This window comes from Streptomyces sp. NPDC026575 (assembly GCF_055567415.1).
The window spans coordinates 134,800-158,063 of sequence record NZ_JBVHQM010000009.1 but is presented as its reverse complement, the minus strand read 5'-3'; the positions used below and the strand labels follow the sequence as shown (position 1 = coordinate 158,063).

Here is a 23,264-nt window from a genome sequence, read left to right as displayed (position 1 = left end):
GCTCAGCCCGCGCAGGCCCGGTCGGCGGTGGTGACCCGGTCGATGTGGACGGCGAGTTCGCCGACCGTCATGGCCAGGATCTGCTCGATGTCCTTCTCGGCGAGGAGGCCGAGGAGGTCCACCGCCGTGCCGTAGCGCTGCTGGAGCAGCTCGGCCAGGGCGACGAACTCGATGCTCTCCAGGGCCAGATCGTCGTTGAAGGTGGTCGCGGCCGTGATCGGCCCGACGACCAGCAGTTCCTCGCCGGCGACGCGCACCAGCATGTCGGTGATCTCGTCCAGGATCGGACGGATGCGCTCGGGGTGGGCGTCAGCTGGCATGGGTGGCCTCCGTGGGGATGAGGGTGTCGGTGCCCGCAGGCTCCTCGGGACGCGGGCCGGTCCAGGCGACGACATGGCGCGCGGACCGGTCGTCGACGGAGTCGAGGTGGACGACGAGGCGGACGGTGTGGTTCCGGCCGTCGGGTGCGGCCAGCAGGAGCGCGCCGCCCGGTGCGCCGGTGACGGCCCAGTCCTCCGCCCGGCCTCCGGGGCCGCCGGTCGTCGCCTGGGCCGCCGCCCGCTTGGCGCACCACAGCGCGGTGAGCCAGTGGGCGCGGTCCCCGCCTGGCGGCGCCTCGCGGGCGAGGAGGGCGTCGGCCAGGCGGTGTTCGTCCGGGGTGAGGGGCAGCCGTTCCAGGTCCCGCGGATCGTCGGTGACGGTTTCGACGGCGATGCCGGTGGGGCCCGACCGGCGGGCGAGGGCGACGGCGAACCTCTCCCGGCAGGCGACGGAGAGTGGGATGCCGTCGGCGAGCGGGCCCTCCGGGCGAGGGCGGCCGCCCTCGTCCTCGCCGACGGTGACCTCGACCGGGAAGACGGGCCCCGCTCCCGATTCCCACAGCAGCCCGCGCACCGCGTCCTTGGCCGCGATCCGGCCCAGCAGCCATGCCGCGCGGTCCGGGGGCGCGCAGCGGTCATAGCGCGCGCGTTCGGCGGCGCCCAGATAGCGGCGCATGACCAGTTCCTGCGAGGCCGGGTCCGGCCAGCTGCGCCGGACCAGCGTCCAGCCGCCCGGGCGGGGTTCGCCGATGCCGCACACCTCCGGGGTGAACTTCATCGGCCACACCCGCTCGTCGGCGGCGAAGCGCCGGTACGTCCAGCCCTCCAGGCGCGCCCACACCCGGCCGTCGGCGCCGCACAGCTCGACGTCGCCGCGCACCGAGCCGGGCCGTACCTCGCGGATCCGGGCGGTGGCCGTCAGCAGGGCGCCCTCGCGGGGCGGCGGCCCGTGGAGCCGTACCCGCTCCAGGGTCGCGGGGAAGACGAGCCGGTCGCCGCTCAGCCGCAGCTGCATCCAGTGGCCGAGGAGCTGCCCGGCGGCGTCCAGCAGGGCGCCTGGTGCGGGCAGTGCGCGCAGCGTTCCCCGGATGCCGTCGGCGGCGAGCGCGGTGACCTCGTGGACCCCGGCGAACTCCGGGCCGTGGAACATCCATCGGTCGCGGTAGAGCGCCTCGGCGCTGACCGGCGCGGGGCCGGCGGACGTCAGCGGCGCGGGGTCGGGGGGCGGCGGTGCCGGGTGGTGTGCGGCGAGGTGGACGGTGACGGCGGCGTACTCGCCGAGGTCCACCCGGACGCGGCCGGGCCCGGCGGGGGTGGCGGTGACCGTCAGGTCGACGGGTGGGGCGACGGGGAGCCAGCGCAGCGCCCGTACGTCGGAGTAGCCGGTGACGGTGTGCCCGGGGCCGGCTTCGCGGGCCGCCTCGGCGGCCAGCTCCAGCAGGGTGGTCATGGGCACGACGGGGAAGCGGTCGGCGGGCTCGGGCCAGCCGTCGGGCTGGAGGTAGACGCAGTGGTCGCGGACGTAGGGGAGGGTGTCGAGGGAGAGGTGGCGGACGGTGCGCCGGGGGCCGGGGGGCGGCGCCGCCGGGGCTGCCGCGGCGGCCAGCGCGCGGGTCGCGGCGGCCGTTTCGGCCAGGACCTCGTCCAGGGCCCGCCGGACGGGGTCCGCGGCGGGGGACGACAGCGGCGGGGCCGACAGGGATGGGGACGACGGTGCGGGGGGCGGTGCGTCGGCGGGCGCGAGGAGCGGGGTGTGCGGAGCCGCGCCGCCGAGGCGGACGAGCGGGGTGCCGAGGTCGAGGCGGACCGCGCCTGCGCCTGTGGCGGCGGAGGGCGCGAGCCGGTCCCAGCGCGGGCTGAGCCCCTCGGTCCACAGTGCGGCGGCCAGGCGGCGCAGTTGCCCCCTCCCGGTGTGGCGGGGGTCGGCGGCCGCCACGGCGAGGTGGTCCCGGCCGTGCAGGGTGTCGGCCACGAAGCCGGTGAGGCTGCCGGCTCCGGCCTGGACGAAGACCCGTACGCCGCTGTCGTACAGCCGCCGGGTCAGTTCCTGGAAGCGGACCGGTTCCAGGAGGTGCCGAAGCACCAGTCGGCGTACGGCGGAGGCGTCGGACGGGAAGGGGGCGGCGGTGGTCGCCGACCACACGGGCAGCCGCGGGTCCCGGAGCGGCAGGGCGTCGAAGGCGGCGCGGGCCTGGTCGAGGTAGGGCGCCCACATCGGCGTGTGGAAGCCGGAGCGGAAGGGCATCTCCTGGGCCGGCACGCCCTGGGCGGCGAGCCGGCGTACGGCCTCGGCCAGCTGCGGCGGGGCTCCGCAGATCACCGACTGGTGCGGGCAGTTGTCGTGGCTGACCGCGACCCGTGCCAGGCCCTCCAGCGCCGCGGCGGCCTGCGGCGCTCCGCAGCCCAGGGCCGCGTAGACCAGGTCGGGGACGGCGAGGGAGGTCGGCCGCAGCGAGTCGAGGAAGGTGTCCACGGCCTGCGCCGGATACATGCCGGCGCACACCATGGCGGTCCATTCGCCGAGGCTGTGTCCGGTCAGCAGGTCGGGGGCGATGCCCAGTTCGTCCAGCGCGCGGGCGAGCAGCCGGCCGACGGCGATGCTGTCGACGGCCCGTTCGATCAGGCCGTCGCCGCCGGACAGCCGTGGGCGGGGCAGCCCCAGTTGGTCGGCGGTGTCGTCGACGCGGGGCGGCGGCTCCGCCTCCAGCCCCGGGAAGAGCAGGGCCAGCCGCGCTCCCGGCTCCTGGGTGTACGGCCCGAAGTACGGGCTGGGGGTGAACCAGAGGTCGCCGCGGCCGCGCCAGGGCAGTGCGCGCGCCAGGACCCGGGCGGCCAGGGCGCGGCGCTGCGGGGTGGGGTCGATGAGCGCGAGGCGGCAGCGGGCGTCGCGGGGCGGGGTCGGGGCGCTCCTGTCTTCGTCGGGTCGGCCGCTGTCGTCGCCACGAGGGCCGCTGTCGTCGTCGCGTAGGGCCTGCGCCAGTTCGTCCGGGGTGCGGGCGGCGAGCAGGACGGTGCGTTCCGGCTCCGCCACCCGCAGCGCCGCCGCGCGCGGCGGGGGGCTCGGTGGTGCGGGCGGCGGGGCGGCGGGGTTCCGGTGTCCCGGCGCCTCTTCGAGGACCGCATGGGCGTTGATCCCGCCGAATCCGAAGGCGTTGACGCCCGCCCTCAGGGGGTGGTGCGGCCCGGCGTCCCAGGGTTCCGCCTCGGTGACCGGGCGCATACGGGTGCGGGCCAGGCCCTCGTGCGGTTCGTCCAGGTGCAGGGTGGGCGGCAGGGTCCGGTGGTGCACGGCGAGGGCGGCCTTGATCAGCCCGGCGATGCCGGCGGCCTGCATGGTGTGGCCCAGCATCGACTTCACCGACCCCAGACCGACCGGTGTGCGCCCCCTCCCGGCGGGCCCGAACACCCGGGCCAGGGTGTCGAGTTCCGCCGCGTCACCGACCGGCGTCCCGGTGCCGTGCGCCTCCAGCAGCCCGAGTGCCGCCGGGTCCCGCGGGTCGAGCCCGGCGGCGCGCCAGGACTGCGCCAACGCGGCGACCTGGCCGTCCACCTGAGGGCTCATCAGGCTCGCGGTGCGCCCGTCGCCGGCCACGCCCACGGCCCGGACGACCGCGTAGATCCGGTCGCCGTCGCGCTCGGCGTCGGCCAGCCGCTTGAGGAGGACGACGCCGGTGCCTTCGGACAGCAGGGTGCCGTCGGCCCGCCGGTCGAAGGGGCGGATGCGCTGGGTGGGGCTGAGCGCCCGCAGCTGGGTGAAGACGCTCCACAGGGTGGCGCTGTGGCAGTGGTGTACGGCGCCGGCGACCATCAGGTCGCAGCGGCCGGCGGCCAGTAGACCGGCGGCCTGTTCCACCGCCAGCAGCGAGGAGGCGCAGGCCGCGTCGAGGGTGTAGGCGGGGCCGCGGAAGTCCAGCCGGTTGGCGGTCCGGGCGGCGGTGAAGCTGGGGACCAGGCCGATGGACGCCTCCGGCCGTTCGGGACCCAGGCTCGCCTGGAAGGCCGCGCGGACCTCGCGGATTCTCGACTCGCCCAGTTCCGGGGCGAGTTCGCGCAGGGTGGCGGCGAGCTGGTGGGCCGTTCGCACGCGCTGGTCGAGCCGGGCGGTGGCCGCTCCCATGAAGCCGCCGCGGCCGAGGATCACGCCGATCCGGGAGCGGTCGGCGGGCAGTCGCTCCTGGCCGCCCGCGTCGGCGACGGCGGCGGCGATGGCGCGCAGGGCCAGGAGTTGGTCGGGCTCGGCACCGGCGACGGCGGCGGGCATAATGCCGAAGCGGGTCGGGTCGAAGGCGGTCGGCTCGGCCAGGAAGCCGCCGCGCCGGCAGTAGAAGCGGTCGCTGCGGGCGGGCCCTTCGGCGCCCGCCGGGTCGTAGTAGACCTCCGGGTCCCAGCGGCCGGGCGGTATGTCGGTGACGCAGTCCGTACCGGCCACCAGGTTGCGCCAGTACGCGGCGAGGTCGTCGGCGCCGGGGAGGATCGCCCCCATCCCGACGATCGCGGCGTCCGTGGGCCGGGGGCCGGCCCGCCGCCCGCTGTACTCACGCATCGCCCGCCGCCTCCCCGGTCGCCTCCGCCGCCAGTACGACCTGGGGGGCCGTGCCATGGGCCAGTTCGTCCAGGAGGGCGGCGACCGCGGCGTCGGGGTCCAGCAGCGGGATGCCGCGGCGCTCGTAGGCGCGGGCCAGCTCCGGTGTGACCATGCCGCCGCCGGTGGCCGCCCACGGGCCCCAGTCGACGGCGAGCACGCGGTGCGCCGTACGGGCCGACCAGGCCCGTGCGAGGGTGTCCAGGGCGTCGTTGGCGGCGGCGTAGTCGACCTGGCCCCGGTTGCCGAAGACCCCGGCGACGCTGCCGAAGAGGACGAGGAAGCCGGTGTCCTCGCCGGCGGCCGCGAGCAGATGGCGGGCGCCCTCGACCTTGGTGGCGAAGACCCGGGCGAAGGAGTCCGGTTCCTTGTCCCGCAGCAGCTTGTCCTCCAGCGTGCCCGCACCGTGCACGATCCCGTCGAGCCGGCCGTGCCGGGCCCGGATGTCCGCTGCCACGGCGCGCACCGCGGCGGCGTCGGTGACGTCGGCGGCGTGGTAGCGCACGGAGGCGGCGTGCGGCTCCAGGGCGGCGAGCGTCGCGGTGATCTCGCGCCGGGCGAGGACCGCGGTGGCCGCCGCCTCGATCTCGGCAGGTCTGCGCAGCCCTTGGGAGATCAGCGCGGCGCGCAGGGTGATGCGGTCGGGGGCGTGGGCGAGCGCCGGGTCCTCGGGGGCCTCGGCCAGCGGCGTACGCCCCAGGAGTTCGATATGGCAGCCGTGGGCGCGGGCCAGCGCGAGGGCCGTGCGGGCGGTGATGCCGCGGGCGCCGCCGGTCAGCAGCACCACGGAGCCGGGGCCCAGCGGGGTGCGGTCGGCGGCGGTCCGGACGTCCGGCAACGGGGTGGGTACGGTGCGCAGGGTGGTGCGGGTGCCGTTGGTGCGGCCCACGACGACCGGCTCCCCGGGGGCGCAGAGTTCGGCCAGGAGGTGGGCGGCGATGCGCTCCGGGCGGTCCTTGGGGTCGATGTCCACGGCGCGGATCAGGGCGTCGGGGTGTTCCAGCGCGGCGGTGCGGGCGAAGCCGCGCAGTCCGGCGCCCGGCAGCGGGTCGGGGTCGGATGCGGCGGCGTCGTGCCCGAAGGTGCCGCCGGCCGCGGTGGCCAGCAGCAGCAGGCGGACGCCGCCGGTCAGGGCGGTGCGCCACCCCGCGTACTGTCCCGGCAGTACGGCGGTGCGGCCCGCCCGCAGTGCGCTGAGGTCGACCACGCCCTGCGCGGTGGTCCGGGTCGGCCGCTCGGCGGGGACGGTGCGCACCCGCGCCCCGTGGCTCTCCAGCAGGGCGGTGAGCGCGAGCGCCACGCCTTGTCCGTCCTCCACCACGGCGAATTCGGTTCCCGCCACCACCTCGGCGGGCGGGCGGCTCGCGGGCGGGCCCAGCGGGGCGACCTCGACGAGGTAGCGGGTGGGGGGCCGCCCGGCGGCGGGGGCGGGCGCGGGGAGGTCGGGCGGTCCCGGCGCGGGTTCGGGCGTGGCGGGCGGCTCCGGCGCGAGTGCGGGGGTGGCGGCGGCGATCCGGTCGACGATGCCGCTGATGGTCTTGACCCGGGACAGCTCCTCCACCACCGACTCCATGGCCCCGTCCGCGTCCTGCGGCAGCCCGATCCGGTCGGCCAGCGCCCCGATGATCTCCACCCGCTTGATGGAGTCCACCGAGAGATCGGCCTCCAGGTCGAGTCCGGCGTCGAGCATCTCGCGGGGGTAGCCGGTGCGGGCGTGGATGATCTCCCGTACGGCGTCGAGGAGTTGGTCGGGGGTCAGGCGCGCCGGACGGGCGGGCGGGGCGGGCTCGGCGTCGGCCGCCGCGTCGGCTCCGGACGGGCCGGTTCCGGGATGCGCGGCCCCGGCCAGGCCGGCTCCGTCGTACGGCGGGAGCGGCCGCTCCGATGCGGGCGCGGTGCGCGGGGTCGCGGGCGCCGTCTCGCCCAAGTACCGCAGCACCACGTCCCGTTGCGCCACCACCAGCTCGCGCGCTCCGCGCAGATACTCCAGCACCGCGTGCTGCCGCGCCGCTTCCCCCGGGGCGGCGGGGCCGTCGTCCGGTGCCGCCGCCACCCGCCGCGCCGGACGCAGTCCGCCCGGCAGGCAGGCGCCGTCGGCGGTGCGCACCAGGTGTCCGTCCACCAGCCACCCGGGGCGGCGCGGCGGGTCCTCGGGCAGTGCGCGGGTGCGCCCGCGGAACAGCGCCTCCGGGTCGACGGGGACACCGGCGGCGGCGAGCCGGGCCAGCACCTGCGGCAGCCGGGCCAGGCCGGGCTCGCCCGGCACGTCCAACGCCACCGCGGTGTGCGGGCGTTCGCCCAGAATGCGGCCGACGAGGCCGGTGAGCACCCGGCCGGGTCCGGCCTCCACGAAGGTGCGCACCCCGGCGGCGTACATGTCCTCGATCTGGTCCACGAAGCGCACCGGCGCGGCGATCTGCCCGGCCAGGGTGTCGCGGATCGCGGTGGCCTCGCGGCCGTAGGGGCGGGCGGTGGCGCCCGACCAGACGGGGAACGCGGTCCCGGACAGCCGTGTGGCGCGCAGTTCCTCGGCCAGTTCCTCGCCCGCCGGTTCCAGCCGGGGGCTGTGGAAGGCGCAGCCGACCTGGATGCGCCGCGCCTCGGCGCCGGCCGCGCACAGCGCCGCCACGGCCCGCTCCACGGCGTCGGCGGGCCCGGAGATCACGCTCTGTTCGGGCGCGTTGTGGTTGGCGACCACGACCTCGGGCGTGGCGCGGGTCAGCTCCCGTACGCGGGCGGGGGCGGCGGCCACGGCGGCCATCGCCCCGGGGTCGTCCCCGGCGGCGCGGACGATCGCCGCGGCGCGCCGGTCGCTGAGCCTGAGCAGCGCCTCGGTGTCGTAGGCGCCGGCCGCCCACAGCGCGGTCAGCTCGCCGTAGGAGTGGCCCGCCGCGCAGTCCGGGCGCACCCCGAGCGTGGTCAGCAGCCGGTGCGCGGCCATGGAGGCCAGGCCCAGGGCCGGCTGGGCGACGCGGGTGTCGGTCAGGGCGGCGGACTGGGCCCTTCGCTGCTCGGCGGTGAAGGCGGTGGGCGGGAACATGGCCGCGACGCAGTCCGGGTCGGCGTCGTCCAGGAGGCCGCGCAGCGCGGGGAAGGCGACGAACAGCTCGCCCAGCATCCCGGTGCGCTGGCTGCCCTGGCCGGGGAAGAGGAAGGCCACCTGGCCGGGGTCGGCGTCCTCCTGGCGCGGGTGGACGCCGTCGGTGGCCGTGTGGCGCCGCGCCGGCTCCAGCCGGGCGGCGAGCTGATCGAGGTCCTCGGCGACGACGCAGACCTGTATCGGTGCGTCGGCCGCGGTCGCGGCGGTCTCGGCGGCCAGATCGCGCAGCGGCCAGGGCCGCCCGGCCGCGTCGTTGTCCGCCAGCCGCGCGGCGAGGCGGTCGATGGCCGCCACGGCCGCGGCGCGGTCGGCCCCGCGGAAGCAGAACAGCTCGGCGGGCCACTCCTGAAGGGTGTGGACGGGCTCGTCGGCGCCCGCATAACCGGCGAGCACCGCGTGGTAGTTGGTGCCGCCGAAGCCGAAGGCGCTCACCCCGGCGACGCGCCGTTCGACGGGGGCCGTCCAGGGCCGGGCGCCGCCGGCCTCGAAGCGGAACGGCCCGGTGTCGGCCCCCGGCCGGGTCAGGTGCAGGGTCGGCGGCCGCACCCCCGCGTGCACGGCGCGGGCGGCCTTGATGAGTCCGGCCAGTCCGGCGGCGCATTTGGTGTGCCCGATCTGCGATTTGACCGAGCCCAGCGTGCAGCCGCCCGGTGCGGCCCCCGCTGCCTGGAACAGGTCGGTGAGGACGGCGAGTTCGGTGGCGTCGCCGACGACGGTGCCGGTGCCGTGGGCTTCGAGGAGGCCCACCTGGGCCGGGCTGACGCCGGCGCGGCGGTAGGCGCGTTCCAGGGCGCGCCGCTGCCCTTCGGGCCGTGGTGCGGTCAGGCCGAGCGACCGCCCGTCGCTGGCGCTGCCGACCGCCTTGACCACCGCGTAGATCCGGTCGCCGTCCCGCTCGGCGTCCTCGACGCGCTTGAGGACCAGGGCGCCGACGCCCTCGCCGAGCGCGATGCCGTCGGCGGCGGCGTCGAAGGGGCGGCACCGGCCGGTGGGCGACAGGGCGCGCACGGACGCGAACATCAGGTAGTCGTTGATGCCGTTGTGCACATCGGCGCCGCCGCACAGGACCATGTCGGCGTCCCGGTCGCGCAGTTGGCGGCAGGCCAGGTCCAGTGCGGCGAGCGAGGAGGCGCAGGCGGCGTCCACGGTGCAGTTGGCGCCGCCGAGGTCCAGGCGGCCGGCGATCCGCCCGGCGATGACGTTGGCGAGCACTCCGGGGAAGGAGTCCTCGGTCAGCCGGGGCAGTTCGGCGTCCAGGGCGGGCGGCAGGTCGCCCAGGTAGGCGGGGTGCAGGGCGCGCAGGCCGTAGGCGCCGGCGAGTTCGGTTCCGGCCTCGGCGCCGAAGACGACGCCGGTGCGGGCACGGTCGAAGTCGCGGTCGGCGTATCCGGCGTCGGCCAGGGCCTTGGCGGCCGCGTCCAGGGCGAGCAGCTGCACGGGTTCGATGCCGGTGAGGGAGGCCGGCGGGATGCCGTGGGCGAGGGCGTCGAAGGGGACGGCGGGCAGGAATCCGCCCCACCGCGAGGGGGTGCGCTCGCCCGCCCGCGCGGGATCCGGGTCGTGGTAGGTGGCGGCGTCCCAGCGCTCGGCGGGCACCTCGGTGACGGAGTCGACACCGGTGACGATGTTCGACCAGTAGCGGGCGGTGTCGGGCGCGCCCGGATAGCAGCAGGCCATGCCGACGATGGCGATGTCCAGCGGCGCCGCCTGCTGGTCCGGGTGCCCGGTGGAGGGCTGCAGCTGCTCGGCCCGGGCGTCGAGCAGTGCGCTCGCCCCCTCGGTGACGTCCGTGTGCAGCGCGGCGATGGAGGTGGTGGCGCTGCGGGCGGTCGCGGCCTGGCCCAGCATGTACAGGCCCTCGCGCAGCTGGTCCGGCTCCCCCACCGGTGCGGGCGGTCCGCCGTCGGTGTGGCGCAGGCCCTTGCTGGCGATCCGCAGCCGTCCGAGGTTGCGCCGCTCCAGCTCCTCCCACCGGGTGCGCGGGTCCACGCCGTCCGCCGCGAGCCGCCGCTCGGCCGCGGCGAACTCCGCGGCGTAGGCGGTCTCGGCGCAGCGCGTGGCGTGCCCCGGTGCGGTGCGCAGCAGTACGGTCCGCTCGCAGGCCAGCGCGGTGTCCTGGAAGGCCGGCTGGACGGCGCCGGTGGCCACGGCCTCTTCGGTGAAGAGGTAGGCGGTGCCCATCAGGACGCCGATCCGGGCGCCGCGCTCGGCGAGCGGGGCGGCGGCGGCCGCGGCCATGGCGGCGGAGCGGGCGTCGTGGATGCCGCCCGCGAAGAGCACATCGAACTCCTCGGCGGCGCCGGAGTGCTCCCGGTCGTGGGCGAGCAGCCGCTCGATCTGCTCCTCCCACAGCGGGAAGCTGGCCCGGGGTCCGGTGTGGCCGCCGCACTCCTGCCCTTCGAAGACGAATCTGCGGGCGCCCTCGGCCAGGTAGCGCTCCAGCAGACCGGGCGAGGGGACATGGAGGTAGGTGCGGGTCCCGGCGGCTTCGAGCGGCGCGGACTGGGCGGGGCGGCCGCCGGCGATCAGCGCGTACGCGGGGGCGAACTCGGCGACCGCGGCGAGCTGTGCGCGGCGGAGTTCGGGCGGTGCGAAGCCGAGCAGGCCCACGCCCCACGGCCGGTCGCCCAGCCGCTCGGCGGTCTCGGCCAGCAACCGGCGCACCTGGTCGCCGTCCATGACCGCGAGGGCGAGAAAGGGCAGCCCGCCCTCGGCGGCCACCGCGGCGGCGAACCCGGCCTCGTCGCTGACCCGGGTCATCGGCCCTTGGGCCACCGGGAGATGGCGGGCGGCGGGGCGGGGCGCGAGCGGCCGGCTGCGGGCGGCCGCCGCGAGGTGACCGGTGAGGGCGGCGCGTACGGCCGTCAGGATGCCGCCGGTGGTGCGGTGCCGGGCGGCGAGCCGGGCGGCGAACGCGCCGTCCTGGCCGACCGGGAGCGGCTCGCTGCGCAGATCCGGGCGGGTCAGGACCCGGCGGCCGTCGACGAGGGCCGGCTCGCTGCCGTCCATGGCCCGCAGGGCGGCGGCGAGCGCGCGCGGCAGCCGCTGCTCGCCCTCGGTGGTCAGCGCCAGCTGGGAGTCGAGCAGCACACCGGCCGCGCCGCCGGCGAGGGCCGCGGCGGCGGTGTGCGGGCCGATGCCGCCGGCCGCGAGGACGGGGACGGTGGTGTCCGGGTCGGCGAGGACCCGCTGGAGCAGTACGCAGGTGGTGAGTTCGCCGACCCGGCCGCCGGACTCATGGCCGCGGACGACCAGCGCTTCGGCTCCGGCGGCGCGGGCGGCCGCGGCTTCCTGGGGGCTGGTGACCTCGGCCCATACCCGGCGCCGGCCGCCGTCGGACCAGTCGTGGCGGCCGTCGGCCCGGTGCCGTGCGGCGGCGGTGAACTCCTCCGGGTCGGCGAGCAGCACGGTGTCGACCGCGGCCGGCAGTTCGCCGGGGGTGAGCGGGCAGCCGACCGGGACGCGTACGCCGTGCGGGCGCCGCAGCCGGCGGGCGAGCCCGGCGAGCGCGTCGCGGGCCGGGCCGGCGTGCCGGCCGAGGTCCAACAGGCCGAGTGCGCCGGCGCGTTCGGCGGCCGCGACGATCCGTTCGTCCGGCAGCTCGAAGGGCGTCAGCGCGACGACGAGGTCGCGGCCGGTCGGGGCCGGCCGCGCGGATCGCGGACGGGGTGAGGTGTCGGAGTGAGGGGGCCGGGGGACCACGGGCGCTCCTTGTACTGCGTGGGGGACGGACACGCTGACCACTGCCACCTGCGGTAACCAGCGGTATCCCGCTGATGCCGATGCATCGTGTAGCCACCCCCTTGCACTGTCAACGACCTTGCGTCAGGCGGTGGTTGATTCCGCCAAGGTCACCTTCGCGGTGGCCGGGCGCCTCGTTTCGGCCCGCTCCCCCGGTCCCGACCTGCGCTTGTGCGCCGCGCGCCGACCGGTATCCGCACGCCGGCGCACCGGTCCGCGCCGTCCCGTCCCATGCCCGCCCGGCATGGTTCGGTGCCGAGCGGGTCTCGCCCCGCCCCCGGGCGGACATCGCCGCGCCATCGCACCGACGCCCGCTTCGTCTTACGGGTTCACCCTGACCCGGCTACCGTCCGCGCATGGCCCTCACCCTCCAGCAACTGCGTTATCTGGTCGCGGTCGCGGACTGCCGGTCCATCACCGCCGCGGCCGCCGCCGTCTATGTGGCCCAGCCTGCGCTCTCCCGCGCCGTCCAGGCTCTGGAGCGCGATCTGGACGTGGCGCTGGTGACCCGTAAGGGCCGGGGCGTGGAGTTGACGTGCGAGGGTGCCCGGGTGGTGCGGCTGGCCCGTACGGTCCTGGCCGCCGTGGACGCGATCGAGGACATCGGCGCGGCACAGGGCGGGGGTTCCCGGGAGAAGCTGTGCGTCGTCGCCACCCCGACCCTGGCGATCGATCTCGCGGCCGATCTGCTGCCGGCGTTCACCGCGCGCCACCCGGGGGTCGATGTCCAGCTGGTCCAGCGCAGCAGCCGCGAGGCGCTGGTCGAGTGCCTGACCGGTGGAGCGGCGGAACTGGGCCTGGTGGACCTTCCGGTGGACCAGGGGCTGTCCTCGCACCATCTCCAGGAGCGCGAGGTGGTGCTGGTGTCGCCGTCCGGCTCCGGGCTGCCCGACCCGCTTCCGCTCCGGCGGCTGGACGGCCTGCGGATGGTACTGCCGACCCGGGGCACCGGCAGGCGGACCGAGTTGGAGTCGATGTTCAGCCACCTGGGGGTGCGCCCGGTGGCGGCGCTGGAGGTGGACGAGCGGCTGGCGTGGGTGGCGAGTGTGCTCGGCGGGCACGGCTCGCTGGTCTGGTACCGCGATATGGCGTCCCGCACCTTCGGTTCGCGCGCCGAGGTCCGTTCGTTCCGTCCCGCGCTGCTGCGCCCGGTCGGCATCGTGCATGCGCGCAGCTCGTTGAGCCGACCGGCCCGCGCCTTCCTCGCCCACGCCCAGCGCACGGCCCCGGTCCGCGAACCGTCGCGCTGAGGGACCGGCCGCCGGATGGCATACCGGCCCGTTATCGCTCCCATGCCCAACGGGTGGCCGGGCGGCCTTGGCGTCCGGACCGGCCACCGCCACCTTGAACCCATGTCCCCCCTCTCCTCGCTCCCCTCCGTGCTCCTCGCGACCGCCGCGCTCACCGCGCCGCTCGTCGCGCACCCCGCGTCCACCGCCGCGCCCGCGCGTGCCTGCACGCTCCCCGCCGGGCTCCAGGAGCTCAGCGGTCTGGGCATGAGCGTCAAGCACCCGGGCGTCCTGTACGCCGTCAACGACAGCGGCAACACCCCCCAGGTGTTCGCCGTCGACTGCTCCGGCGCGACGGGGCGGCTCAGGGCCACGTTCACGCTGGGCGGTACGGCCAACACCGACTGGGAGGCGCTGGCCGTCGGCCCCGACGACAACGGCGTCCCCTCGATCCACGTCGGCGACATCGGCGACAACTTCGCCGGCCGCCCCGAGATCGCGGTGCACCGCTTCGCCGAGCCCGACACGCTGGCGGACGCGACGGTGGCACCGGCCACCTTCCGCTTCGCCTACGCCGACGGCAGACACGACGCCGAGTCCCTGCTGATCGACCCGGCGTCCCGTCGGCTGTATGTGGTCAGCAAGGTGCTGGGCGCCAAGGGCACGCTCTACAAGGCGCCGCTGCCGCCGCTGCCCGGCCAGGTCAACACCCTCACCCCGCTGCGCGACGGCCCGTCCTGGGCGACCGACGGCGCGTACGCGCCGAGCGGCCGGTCGTATGTGGTGCGCAGCGGCGGACCGTTCGGCCCGAACACCGGCTATGTCCGGGACCCGGCCGGCAACCGGCTCGCCGAGGTCGCGCTGCCCGCCCAGCCGCAGGGCGAGGCGGTGGCCTACGCCGACTGCGCGACCCTGCTCGTGGGCTCGGAGAACGATCGCCGGATCTGGCGGGTACCGCTGCCGCCCGAGGCGACGCCGGGCTGCTGAAGACCCGTCAGTTCCCCTTCAGCACCTCGGGGTTGGCGCAGTGCAGCAGCGGCTCGCGGCGCAGGTGGCGGCCCACCTCCTCGGCGACGATCCGTGCGGCCTTGTGCGCGACCTGCTGGCTGCCGCCGGCGATATGCGGGGTGAGGACCGCACCGGGGGCGGTCAGCAGACGGGAGCCGGCGGGCAGCGGTTCCTCGGGGAAGACGTCGAAACCGGCACCGGCCAGCTGCCCGGAGTCCAGGGCGTCGCAGACCGCGTCGTAGTCGAGCAGCGCGCCGCGGGCGCAGTTGACCAGGATCGAGCCGCGGGGCATCGCGGCGATCTGGGCGCGGCCGATCATGCCCTTGGTCTCCTCGGTGACCCGGGCGTGCAGCGAGACGATGCGGGAGCGGCCGAGCAGTTCGCCGAGCGGGACCTGCTCGGCGATGCCGGCCAGCGCCTCGGGGCGGACGTACGGGTCGTGGACGAGGACCTGGGCGCCCATGGCGGCGAGCACCTTGGCGACCCGGCTGCCGATGGCGCCGAAGCCGATCAGGCCGACGGTGGCGCCGTCGATCTCGATGCCGCAGTTGTCGTAGTCGTAGTAGTCGCCGCGCCAAACCCCCCGGCGCAGGTCGGTGTGGGTGTCGCCGACGCCGCGGGCGGCGGCCAGCAGCAGGGTCAGGGTGTGCTCGGCGGTGGCGGTGGCGTTGCGGCCGGGGGCGTTGCAGACGGCGACGCCGTGGCGGGTGGCGGCTTCGAGGTTGGCGTTGACCGGGCCGCCGCGGCTGGTGCAGAAGAGCTTCAGGTCGGGGCATGCGGCGAGGATCCGCTCGGTGAGCGGTCCGTGCTCGGTCACGCAGATCTCGGCTCCCCGCAGGGCCTCGATCATCTCGTCCTCGCTGCCGGATGCCTCGATGACCTCGGCGACCGGCCCGAAGGGGGTGTGCGGCCAGTCGAACCGGATCTCGCGGACGTCCAGCGGTGTGTCCCCGGCGGCCGCGCGCACGGCCTCGGTGAACAGGCTCGGGCGGATGAAGTGGTTGCCGGCGACGAGGACGGTGGTGCTCATGGGTCTGCTTCTCCTGAGGGGCGGTACGGGGCCGGGTGGGCGCGTGACGGGCGGTCAGTGGAGCGCGGGGGCCTGGGTGAGTGCCGGTGCGTTGAAGCTCAGCAGCGCGGTCCGCCCTTGGTCGACGCGGAGTTCGGTGAGCGCGCCGTTGTCCAGCCGGGGGAAGACCCGGCGGTAGTGGGCGAGCGGGATGCCCAGCAGATGGCAGAGCAGGACCCGTACGAGGGTGGAGTGCGCGACCACCAGGACCCGGCCGTCGGGTTGTTCGCGGGCGATGTCGGCGAGGCAGTCGGCGGCGCGCTCGGCGGCGTGCCGGGGGTCCTCGCCGTCGGGCAGGTGGTGCTCGACGGGGTCGGTGAGGAAGGCCGCCAGCCGCTCCGGGAAGCGCCGGCTCATCTCGTCCCTGGTCAGGCCCTCGCCGCGGCCGAAGTCGACCTCGTAGAGCCGCTCGTCGACGCGCGCGGTCAGCCCGCAGGCGTCGGCGGCGGGTGCGGCGGTGAGCCGGGCCCGGGAGAGCGGGGAGCTCCAGACGGCGGTGAGCCGGGCGGTGGCGGCCCAGGTGGCGAGGGCGGCGGCCTGGGCACGGCCGTGGTCGGTCAGCGGCACGTCGGTGCGGCCGGCGTAGCGGTTCTCCGCATGCCAGACGGTCTCGCCATGGCGTACGAGGATCAGGTCGGTCACTGCGCTGCCCTCCTGCGGGCGTGGTCGGCCACGTCCTGGCCGAGCCAGCCGCGGCGGGTGAGTTCGTCCAGGAAGCGGAGGTGGACGGGGGTGTAGCGGGCGGTGCGGGCGGGCCTGGGCGCGATCTCCCGGTCGATGCGGACCATGGCGGCGGCCGCCTCCTCAAGGCCCGCTCCCGAGGAGGTGGCGGCGAGGACGGCCATGCCCAGGGCGCCCTCGGCCTGCTGCGGCAGCCGCACGGGGCGGCCGAGGACATCGGCGCGCAGCTGGCACCAGTAGGTGTTGCGGGCGCCGCCGCCGGTGAGGGTGAGCGGCCCGTCGATGGGCGCGCCGAGGTGGTCGAGGTAGTCGAAGCAGAGCCGTTCGAGGCAGGCGACGCCGAGGAGCCAGGCGTGGAACTCGGCGGCGCGGGTGGGGACTTCGCCCAGGATGAACGGTGCGGCGTCGGGGGCGCGGAAGGGGAAGCGCTCGCCGCCGGTGGAGACCAGCGGGTAGCCGACCGCGTCCGGGTCCAGGGCCGCGGCCTGCGCGGTGAGCGCGGCGAGGTCCGCGCCGTGGAAGTGCCGGGAGAGGACTCCGGCGCCGCTGCTGGAGGCGCCGCCCGGCAGCCAGGTGCCGCCCGGTCCGCGGTGGCAGTAGACGACGCCCGCCGGGTCGCGGACCAGGTGCGGGCTGGTGCCCTTGAGGACCAGGGTGGTGCCGAGCACCGAGTTCCAGGCACCCGGGGCGAGCGCTCCGGCGCCGATCTGCGCGGCGCAGCCGTCGGTCATCCCGGCGACGACGGTGGTCCCCTCGGGGATGCCGGTGGCCGCGGCGGCGTCGGCGCATACGGTGCCGAGCACGCTTCCGGGGCGCACCACTTCGGGCAGCAGCCCTTCGGGGACGCCGAGTCCGTCCATCACCTCCCGCGGCCAGCGCTCCTCGACGAGGTGGTAGCCGGTCTTGAGGGCGTGGCTGGCGTCGCTCGGCACCTGGCGCCCGGCCAGCCGCCAGGTGACCAGGTCGACCTGGTGCAGCAGCCGGGTCCCGGTCCGCGGGGCGGGGGCGCTCTCCAGTAGTGCGACGAGTTTGGGCAGCGCCCAGGACGGCTGCATGCTGCGGTAGCCCAGCTCCTGCCAGACCTCCGCGCCGGCCGCGTTGACGGCCGCGGCCTGCTCGGCGGCGCGCCCGTCGTCGTACATCAGGCCCGGGGTGAGCGGGGTGCCCCGGGAGTCGGCGAGCAGGATCGTGCCGGAGGTGCCGTCGAGCGCCAGCCCGCGGATCCGCCGGGTGTCGATGCCCGCCAGGGCCTCCCGGCAGGCGGCGGCCAGCGCGCGCCACCACTCCTCGGGGTCCTGCTCATGGCGGTTGCCGTGGCGCCGGCTGGTCAGCGGACGGGCGGCGGTGGCGAGGACCTGTCCGGTGCCGTCGACGGCGACGCAGCGTGCGCTCTGGGTGCCGAGGTCGAGGCCGAGCCAGATGCCGTCGAGGGCAGCAGGCGGGCCACCGGGGTGGTGCGGGTCAGACAAGGGGGCCTCCAGGGGCGGTACCGGTGGTGTCGACGGGGTGGCCGGTGGCTTCGGCCGGGCGGCCGGGCGCCGCCGGGCCGCCGTGCCAGGTCGCCCGGCCGCGCCAGCCCGCCTCCCGGGCGAGCCCGCGCCAACCGAGGAAGTCCTCGTACAGCGCGGCGTAGAACTCCGCGCGCTGCGGCTCCGGCTCCCAGCTCCGCTGCATCCGGACGTATCTGGCGGCGGCGCTGTGCATGCTGGTCTCGGCGCCGGTGCGGACCAGGCCGGTGAGGAAGGCGCCCTTGGCGCCGAGTTCGGTGTCTCCGGAGCGCGCGGTGGGCACGCCGGTCGCATCGGCGATCAGCGCGCACCAGGCGTCGCTGTTGGCGCCGCCGCCGCACAGCCGCAGCTCGTCGACGTCCGTGCGGGCGGCGGCCAGTGAGTCGCGCAGCACCAGCGAGAGTCCGTCGAAGACGGCGCGCGCCAGGTCGGCGGGCCGGTGCTCCAGGGACAGGCCCCAGAAGGAGCCGCGGGCCCCCGGGTCGAGGAACGGGGCGCGCTCGCCGGCCGGGGAGAGATAGGGCAGGAACATCAGCCCCCGGGCGCCGGGCTCGGACTCGAAGGCCAGCTGCGCCAGCTCCGGCGGGCCCGGCAGGTGCAGCAGCCGCGCGGCCCAGCCGAGCACCTCGGCGCCGTTGAGCGTGGGGAAGGCGCGCAGCACCCGTTCGCGGCCGCGGTAGGCGATGTGGATGCCGGACGGCTCCCCGCTGGTGTCGATCTCGGTTCGGACGATCTCGGTGCACAGTGTGGTGCCGAGGATGCTGCACGCCTGGCCGGGGTTGACGACGCCGACGCCGCGGGCGGTGGAGGCGATGTCGTAGGGGGCCATCACGACCGGGAGCCCGGCGGGCAGCCCCAGTTCGGCCGCGGCCGCGGTGGTGATCTCGGCGATCCGCTGCGACTCGCCCAGGACGGTGGGCAGCAGCCGTTCGTATGCGCCGAGGCCGAACAGGTCGAGGATGTAGGGGTCGTATGCGCCGGTGGCGTGGTCGAGGAACGGGGCAGAGGCGTCGGACTCGTCGGTGGCGCGCACGCCGGTGAAGCGCAGGAAGAGCCAGCCGGCGGCGGTGAGCGAGGTGGCGGAGCGGGCGAGCCGGTCCGGGTCGTGGGCGGCGAGCCAGCTGAACAGGGCGTTGGGCATCCCGGCGCAGGTCAGCGAGCCGTTGCGACGGAAGGCCGCCTCCAGGACGCCGTCGCGCTGCCAGGCCCCGAGCTGCTCCCCGGCGCGGCCGTCGGACCACAGGATGGCGGGTCCGGTGGGGCGGCCGCGGTCGTCGACGAGCCAGGCGCCGTCGCCCTGAGCGGTGAAGGACACCAGCCAGACCGGGTCGGTCAGGCCGTCCAGCACCGTGCGGACGGTGTGGACGACGGCGTCCCAGACGGCCGCCATGTCCTGTTCCGCCCAGCCGGGGTGCGGGCGCAGGACCTCGGTGGCCCGGCGGGCGACGGCGATCTCGGTGCCCTGGTCGTCGAAGACGACGGACTTGATCACCGTGGTGCCCACGTCGATGGTGAGTACGGACATCAGTGGGGTCCTTTCACGCCGGCGCCGGGGCGGCGGTGGGCGCGGTGTCCGCGGCACCGGCCGTGTCCTTGGCACCCGGCTCCGGCAGCGTCAGGAAGTGGGCGAGTACGGTGCTCACCGCGTACATCCCGGCGAAGATCCAGACCACCCCTTCGACGCCGAGCGTCCCGACGAACGCCGCGACGACGGCGGGGCCGACGAAGGTGCTGGCCCCGGCGCCCAGGTTGAGCGCGGCCAGCGCCTGCCCCTGGTGCTTGGGCTCCAAAGTGGGCACCAGCGCCGAAAGCGGTACATAACCTGCCAGCGTAGCGCCGTAGAACGCGGCGACCAGGAGGGCGAGCGGGAAGTTCGCACCGGCGGCGTGCGGGACGTAGAAGAGCAGCAGGGTGCTGATCGTGCAGCCGGCGCCGCCGAACCAGGCGATGGTGCGGCGCCAGCCGAAGCGGTCGCCGAGCACGCCGAACAGCAGGTTGGCGAAGATGTTGGTGGCGAACATCGCGCTGAGCAGATGTAGCCACTCGGTGAGGGTGAAGCCGACCGTCTTGGTGAAGTGGATCGGCATGATCACGAAGAAGCCGAACTGCGAGGCGGTGTTGATGACCCGGACCAGGGAGCCGACCCCGACCCTGGGGTTGCGCCACAGGATCGTGACGCTGCCGACCAGCGTGGCCACCGGCCCCTCGCCCTCGGCGCGCGGCCGCCGGCCGCCGTGCTCGTCGCGGACCAGCAGCAGGGCGATCAGTCCGCCGGCGGCCACCAGCACCAGTGCGGCCCACAGCGTGGCGTAGGCGCCGATCTGCGGGATCAGCCCGCTGGCGACCAGCGAGCCGAGGGTGGGCAGCCCGCCGGTGAAGGCGAACCAGAACCAGCCCATGGCCGTACCGAGCCGGGCCCGCGGCGCCACTCCGGCGATCCAGACCAGGAATCCGTAGGCGAACAGCGGATAGCCCAGCCCGCGCAGCCCGTAGGCGGCCATCATCAGCGGATAGCTGGTCAGGGGTATCGCGGCGGTGAGGAACAGGACCTGGAAGACACCCCAGATGCCCAGCCCGGCCCACATCACACGGCGCGGGCCCCACAGGTCGGACAGCACTCCGGAGAGCCAGGCGGCGATGCCGGCGGCGATCCCGTAGACGGTGAAGAGCAGCGCGACCCGGGACTCCGAGAGGTGCTGGTCGATGAGGTACGGCGAGAGATAGCCGGACTCGACCCCGTCCCCGATCATGAACAGGAGGAGCCCGAGGTAGCCCCAGGCGAGGGTCGGCGGAATGCCCAGGCGGGTGATCAGCGAACGCGGCGGAGAGTTCGTCATCGAATCTCCCTTTCTGCGGCGGCGTGGCAGGGGGCAAGGGGGGTGGACGGAGCGATGGAACAGCCGCGCAGAATCGGGCGTCAATGGCCCGTGAAATCTTCGCATCAGGGCCGCGACCAGCCGTGTTGCGTCGTACCGGAACCGCATGTGGACACCGCCGCCGGGGCCGGTGCAGTGTTAAATCCGTGCGAACATAACGCGGCGAATTCACGCGGAGCCGAGGGGAGAGCAGCGCGATGGACCGGGTCGAGGCCCAGGAGGAGCGGCGCCGCCGCATGCGCGAGACCGTCATCTCCCGCGGCTTCGTGCGCACCGCGGACCTCGCGGCGGAGTTCGACGTCAGCCTGATGACCGCGCACCGCGATCTGGACGCCCTTCAGGCGCAGGGCTGGCTGCGCAAGGTGCGCGGCGGGGCGACCGGGCTGCCCTCGGCGCAGTTCCACGGCAGTGTCGCGGAGCGGATGGCCACCATGGCGCAGACCAAGCAGCAGCTGGCGCGGGCCGCCGCGACGCTGCTGGTCTCCGGGCAGACCGTGCTGCTCGACGACAGCACGACCTGTCTGCTGCTGGCCCACCAGGCCGCCGAGCACACCCCGCTGACCGTGATCACCAACTCGCTGCCGGCCATCACCACGCTCGCCAAGGAGCCCGGTATCTCGCTGATCACGCTGGGTGGGGCGTACTTCCCGGCGTACGACGCGTTCATGGGCCCGCACACCGCGGACGCCGTACGGGCCTTCCGCGCCGATGTGCTGTTCATGTCCACCACGGCCGTCACCAACGGCCGCTGCTACCACACCTCGCCGGAGACCGTGCAGGTCAAGCGGGCCATGATGGAGAGCGCGGGGCGCCGCATCCTGGTCGCGGACCACACCAAGTTCACCAAGGGCGGTCTGTACGCGCTGGCCCCGCTGACCGACTTCGAGCTGCTGATCGTCGACGACGGCCTGCCGGCCGAGCAGATCCGCGCCGTACGGGCGGCCGGCACCGAGGTGATGGTGGTGCCGGCCAGGCCGTGACGCCGGGGGCCGTCAGACGAAAGCGCTCTGCCCCGTGATCGCCTTGCCCACGATGAGGGTGTTCATCTCGCGCGTGCCCTCGAAGGAGTAGATGGCCTCGGCGTCGGCGAAGAAGCGGGCGACGTCGTAGTCGAGCACGATGCCGTTGCCGCCGAATATCTCCCGGCTCCAGGCCACGACCTCGCGCATCCGGCTGGTGACGAACGCCTTGGCCAGCGAGGAGTGTTCGTCGCGGAAGACGCCGGCGTCCTGGAGGCGGGCCAGCTGGACGAGCATGCCCCAGGAGGCGGTGATGTTTCCCAGGCTCTTGACGAGGAGGTCCTGCACCATCTGGAAGCGGGCGATCGGCCGGCCGAACTGCCGGCGCTCGCGCGCGTAGTCGAGCGCCAGCTCATAGGCGCCGATCATCACGCCGAGCGCCTGCCAGGCGACACCGCTGCGGGTGGCCCGCAGGATCTCCGCGACGTCCCGGAAGGAGTCGACCCGCTGGAGCCGGTCGGCCTCCGGGACGCGCACGTCGGTGAGGGTGATGTCGGCGTTCTCGACGATGCGGAACGCGGTCTTGTTCTCGATCTTGGTGGCCGTGAAGCCGGGTGCGCCCTTCTCCACCACGAAGCCCTTGACGTGGTCGTCGGCCTCGTCGCGGGCCCAGACGACGACCAGGTCGGCGAAGGTGCCGTTGCCGATCCACCGCTTGGCGCCGTTCAGGACCCAGTGGTCGCCCTCGCGCCGTACGGTGGTGCGCATCCCGCCCGCCACGTCGGACCCGCCGAGCGGTTCGGTCATGGCGAAGGCGCCGATCGTGTCCAGGGCGGCCATCGCGGGCAGCCAGCGGCGCCGCTGCTCCTCGTCGCCGCCGCGGTAGACGCTGTACATGGCCAGGCCGTTGTGGACGCCGAAGAAGGTCGCGGACGAGGCGTCGGTGCGGGTGTACTCCATCGCGAGCATCCCGACCAGCAGATTGCTCGCGGCGGGCAGCGGGTCGCCGTACCCCTCGTACGCCACGCCGGCGAGCCCGAGTCCACGGAACCTGTCGATCAGTTCACGGGGGAACTCGCCCTTCGCCCAGGCGTCGTTGACCAGCGGCTTGACCTCGTTGCGCATGAAGTCGCGGGCCTTGCACAGCAGTTCGCGCTCGTGGTCGGGCAGCAGGTTCTCGTAGCCGTAGAAGTCGGCGGCGAGCTGGTCGGTCATGACCGGGTCTCCTCGTTCGGTGCGGTGGTGGTGTCGGTGTTCAGGGCGGCGAGGACGGCGAGCTGCTTCTCGTCGCGCTCCTGGGCGAGTTCGCCGTACGGGCGCGAGCCGTAGGCGTCCTCCACGGCGGCGATGAGCCGTTCGGTCTGGGCGGGGCTCTGCTCGGGGCGGCCGAGGGAGTCCCACATCCGCCGCATGGAGGGGCCGATGTGCTCGGCCATGTGCCGGTAGCCGCCGGGGCCGCCGCCCAGGTGGGCGCCGAGGAAGGGGCCCACCGTCGACCAGCGCAGACCGAGCGAGTTGACCATGATGGTGTCGAGCTCGGACGGGCTGACCACGCCCTGCTCCACCAGGTGGATCGCCTCGCGGCTGAGCGCGTTCTGCAGCCGGTTGCCGACGAAGCCGGGGATCTCCTTGCGCTCCACGACCGGGACCCGGCCGACCGAGCGGTAGAAGGCGACCGCCCGGGCCACGGCGTCCTCGGACGTGCGCTCGCCGGGCACCACCTCCACCAGCGGCACGAGGTGCGGCGGGTTGAACGGATGGCCGATCAGGATCCGCCCGGCGTCGTCGAGCCCGCCGGTGAAGGCGCTCGACGGGATGGCGGACGAGGAGCTGAGCAGGAGTGCGTGCGGCGGGGCCTCGCGGACCAGGGTGGCGAACAGCTCACGCTTGAAGCCGGCGTCCTCCGGGCCGTTCTCCTGGACGACATCGGCGTGGCGTACCGCGTCGGTGACGCCGTCGGCCAGCCGGACCCGGTCGGCGAGGCCCCGGACGTCGAGGCCCTGCCGGGCCAGCTGCGGGGCGGCCTGCGCCAGCGCGGTGTCCACGGCTTCGGCCAGGTCGGGGCGCGGATCACTGACCCGTACCGGCATGCCGTGGGCGGCGAACAGGGCGGTCCAGGAGAGCCCGATGGTCCCGGCTCCGATCACCGCCGCGGTAGGAGGTGTCTTGCTCATGACGGATGCTTCCTTCG

Annotated in this window: 13 protein-coding genes; 3 read left to right on the top strand and 10 right to left on the bottom strand. The window is 75.4% G+C overall.

Annotated elements, in window-relative coordinates:
• Positions 1–2: 2 nt before the first annotated feature.
• The 3 genes from ACZ4NB_RS14915 to ACZ4NB_RS14905 are packed head-to-tail and all read right to left on the bottom strand — an operon-like array spanning position 3 to position 11,704.
• Positions 3–320 (bottom strand): phosphopantetheine-binding protein, encoded by a 318-nt coding sequence (locus ACZ4NB_RS14915; RefSeq protein WP_407288631.1) that lies wholly within the window; start codon positions 318–320, stop codon positions 3–5.
• A complete protein-coding gene (locus ACZ4NB_RS14910) occupies positions 310–4,863 on the bottom strand; it encodes a beta-ketoacyl synthase N-terminal-like domain-containing protein (RefSeq protein ID WP_467661495.1) in 4,554 nt (1,517 codons plus the stop codon). The genes ACZ4NB_RS14915 and ACZ4NB_RS14910 overlap by 11 nt, the downstream gene beginning before the upstream one ends.
• Positions 4,856–11,704 carry an SDR family NAD(P)-dependent oxidoreductase gene (locus ACZ4NB_RS14905; RefSeq protein WP_467661494.1) on the bottom strand — a complete coding sequence of 2,283 codons (6,849 nt, stop codon included), beginning with the start codon at positions 11,702–11,704 and terminating at the stop codon, positions 4,856–4,858. The genes ACZ4NB_RS14910 and ACZ4NB_RS14905 overlap by 8 nt, the downstream gene beginning before the upstream one ends.
• 395 nt (positions 11,705–12,099) lie before the next feature.
• Between ACZ4NB_RS14905 and ACZ4NB_RS14900 the strand changes: the two genes are divergently transcribed.
• Together ACZ4NB_RS14900 and ACZ4NB_RS14895 are read left to right on the top strand one after the other, a co-directional pair.
• Positions 12,100–12,993, top strand: coding sequence for a LysR family transcriptional regulator (locus ACZ4NB_RS14900; protein ID WP_467661493.1), 894 nt, complete (start codon positions 12,100–12,102; stop codon positions 12,991–12,993).
• Positions 12,994–13,095: 102 nt separating this feature from the next.
• Positions 13,096–13,959: a hypothetical protein gene (locus tag ACZ4NB_RS14895; protein WP_467661491.1), complete on the top strand. Its 864-nt coding sequence runs from the start codon at positions 13,096–13,098 to the stop codon at positions 13,957–13,959.
• A gap of 7 nt (positions 13,960–13,966) precedes the next feature.
• Here ACZ4NB_RS14895 and ACZ4NB_RS14890 read toward each other — a convergent pair whose 3' ends face one another.
• The 5 genes from ACZ4NB_RS14890 to ACZ4NB_RS14870 are packed head-to-tail and all read right to left on the bottom strand — an operon-like array spanning position 13,967 to position 20,075.
• Positions 13,967–15,010: a 2-hydroxyacid dehydrogenase gene (locus tag ACZ4NB_RS14890; RefSeq protein ID WP_467661490.1), complete on the bottom strand. Its 1,044-nt coding sequence runs from the start codon at positions 15,008–15,010 to the stop codon at positions 13,967–13,969.
• Positions 15,011–15,064: 54 nt separating this feature from the next.
• Positions 15,065–15,691 carry a histidine phosphatase family protein gene (locus tag ACZ4NB_RS14885; RefSeq protein WP_467661488.1) on the bottom strand — a complete coding sequence of 209 codons (627 nt, stop codon included), beginning with the start codon at positions 15,689–15,691 and terminating at the stop codon, positions 15,065–15,067.
• Positions 15,688–17,199 (bottom strand): FGGY-family carbohydrate kinase, encoded by a 1,512-nt coding sequence (locus ACZ4NB_RS14880; RefSeq protein ID WP_467661486.1) that lies wholly within the window; start codon positions 17,197–17,199, stop codon positions 15,688–15,690. Before ACZ4NB_RS14880 ends, ACZ4NB_RS14885 begins: the two co-directional genes overlap by 4 nt.
• On the bottom strand, positions 17,192–18,763 hold the full coding sequence (locus ACZ4NB_RS14875; RefSeq protein ID WP_467661484.1) for an FGGY family carbohydrate kinase: 1,572 nt from the start codon (positions 18,761–18,763) through the stop codon (positions 17,192–17,194). Before ACZ4NB_RS14875 ends, ACZ4NB_RS14880 begins: the two co-directional genes overlap by 8 nt.
• A gap of 13 nt (positions 18,764–18,776) precedes the next feature.
• Positions 18,777–20,075, bottom strand: a complete 1,299-nt coding sequence (locus tag ACZ4NB_RS14870; RefSeq protein ID WP_467661482.1) for an MFS transporter — start codon at positions 20,073–20,075, stop codon at positions 18,777–18,779.
• A gap of 236 nt (positions 20,076–20,311) precedes the next feature.
• On the opposite strand from ACZ4NB_RS14870, the gene ACZ4NB_RS14865 reads away from it, so the two are divergent.
• Positions 20,312–21,094 carry a DeoR/GlpR family DNA-binding transcription regulator gene (locus ACZ4NB_RS14865; protein WP_393491453.1) on the top strand — a complete coding sequence of 261 codons (783 nt, stop codon included), beginning with the start codon at positions 20,312–20,314 and terminating at the stop codon, positions 21,092–21,094.
• Positions 21,095–21,106: 12 nt separating this feature from the next.
• On the opposite strand, the gene ACZ4NB_RS14860 is transcribed toward ACZ4NB_RS14865, so the two are convergent.
• Both ACZ4NB_RS14860 and ACZ4NB_RS14855 read right to left on the bottom strand, forming a co-directional pair.
• Positions 21,107–22,288 (bottom strand): acyl-CoA dehydrogenase family protein, encoded by a 1,182-nt coding sequence (locus ACZ4NB_RS14860; RefSeq protein ID WP_467661480.1) that lies wholly within the window; start codon positions 22,286–22,288, stop codon positions 21,107–21,109.
• Positions 22,285–23,247 (bottom strand): 3-hydroxyacyl-CoA dehydrogenase NAD-binding domain-containing protein, encoded by a 963-nt coding sequence (locus ACZ4NB_RS14855; RefSeq protein WP_467661478.1) that lies wholly within the window; start codon positions 23,245–23,247, stop codon positions 22,285–22,287. Before ACZ4NB_RS14855 ends, ACZ4NB_RS14860 begins: the two co-directional genes overlap by 4 nt.
• Between the last annotated feature and the right edge of the window lie 17 nt (positions 23,248–23,264).

Excerpts from the sequence above, each read along its gene's own strand:
- ACZ4NB_RS14910 (WP_467661495.1), bottom strand. The coding sequence starts at position 4,863 with ATGCGTGAGTACAGCGGGCGGCGGGCCGGCCCCCGGCCCACGGACGCC.
- ACZ4NB_RS14865 (WP_393491453.1), top strand. The coding sequence starts at position 20,312 with ATGGACCGGGTCGAGGCCCAGGAGGAGCGGCGCCGCCGCATGCGCGAG.
- ACZ4NB_RS14855 (WP_467661478.1), bottom strand. The coding sequence starts at position 23,247 with ATGAGCAAGACACCTCCTACCGCGGCGGTGATCGGAGCCGGGACCATC.
- ACZ4NB_RS14870 (WP_467661482.1), bottom strand. The coding sequence starts at position 20,075 with ATGACGAACTCTCCGCCGCGTTCGCTGATCACCCGCCTGGGCATTCCG.
- ACZ4NB_RS14890 (WP_467661490.1), bottom strand. The coding sequence starts at position 15,010 with ATGAGCACCACCGTCCTCGTCGCCGGCAACCACTTCATCCGCCCGAGC.
- ACZ4NB_RS14915 (WP_407288631.1), bottom strand. The coding sequence starts at position 320 with ATGCCAGCTGACGCCCACCCCGAGCGCATCCGTCCGATCCTGGACGAG.
- ACZ4NB_RS14900 (WP_467661493.1), top strand. The coding sequence starts at position 12,100 with ATGGCCCTCACCCTCCAGCAACTGCGTTATCTGGTCGCGGTCGCGGAC.
- ACZ4NB_RS14875 (WP_467661484.1), bottom strand. The coding sequence starts at position 18,763 with ATGTCCGTACTCACCATCGACGTGGGCACCACGGTGATCAAGTCCGTC.
- ACZ4NB_RS14860 (WP_467661480.1), bottom strand. The coding sequence starts at position 22,288 with ATGACCGACCAGCTCGCCGCCGACTTCTACGGCTACGAGAACCTGCTG.
- ACZ4NB_RS14895 (WP_467661491.1), top strand. The coding sequence starts at position 13,096 with ATGTCCCCCCTCTCCTCGCTCCCCTCCGTGCTCCTCGCGACCGCCGCG.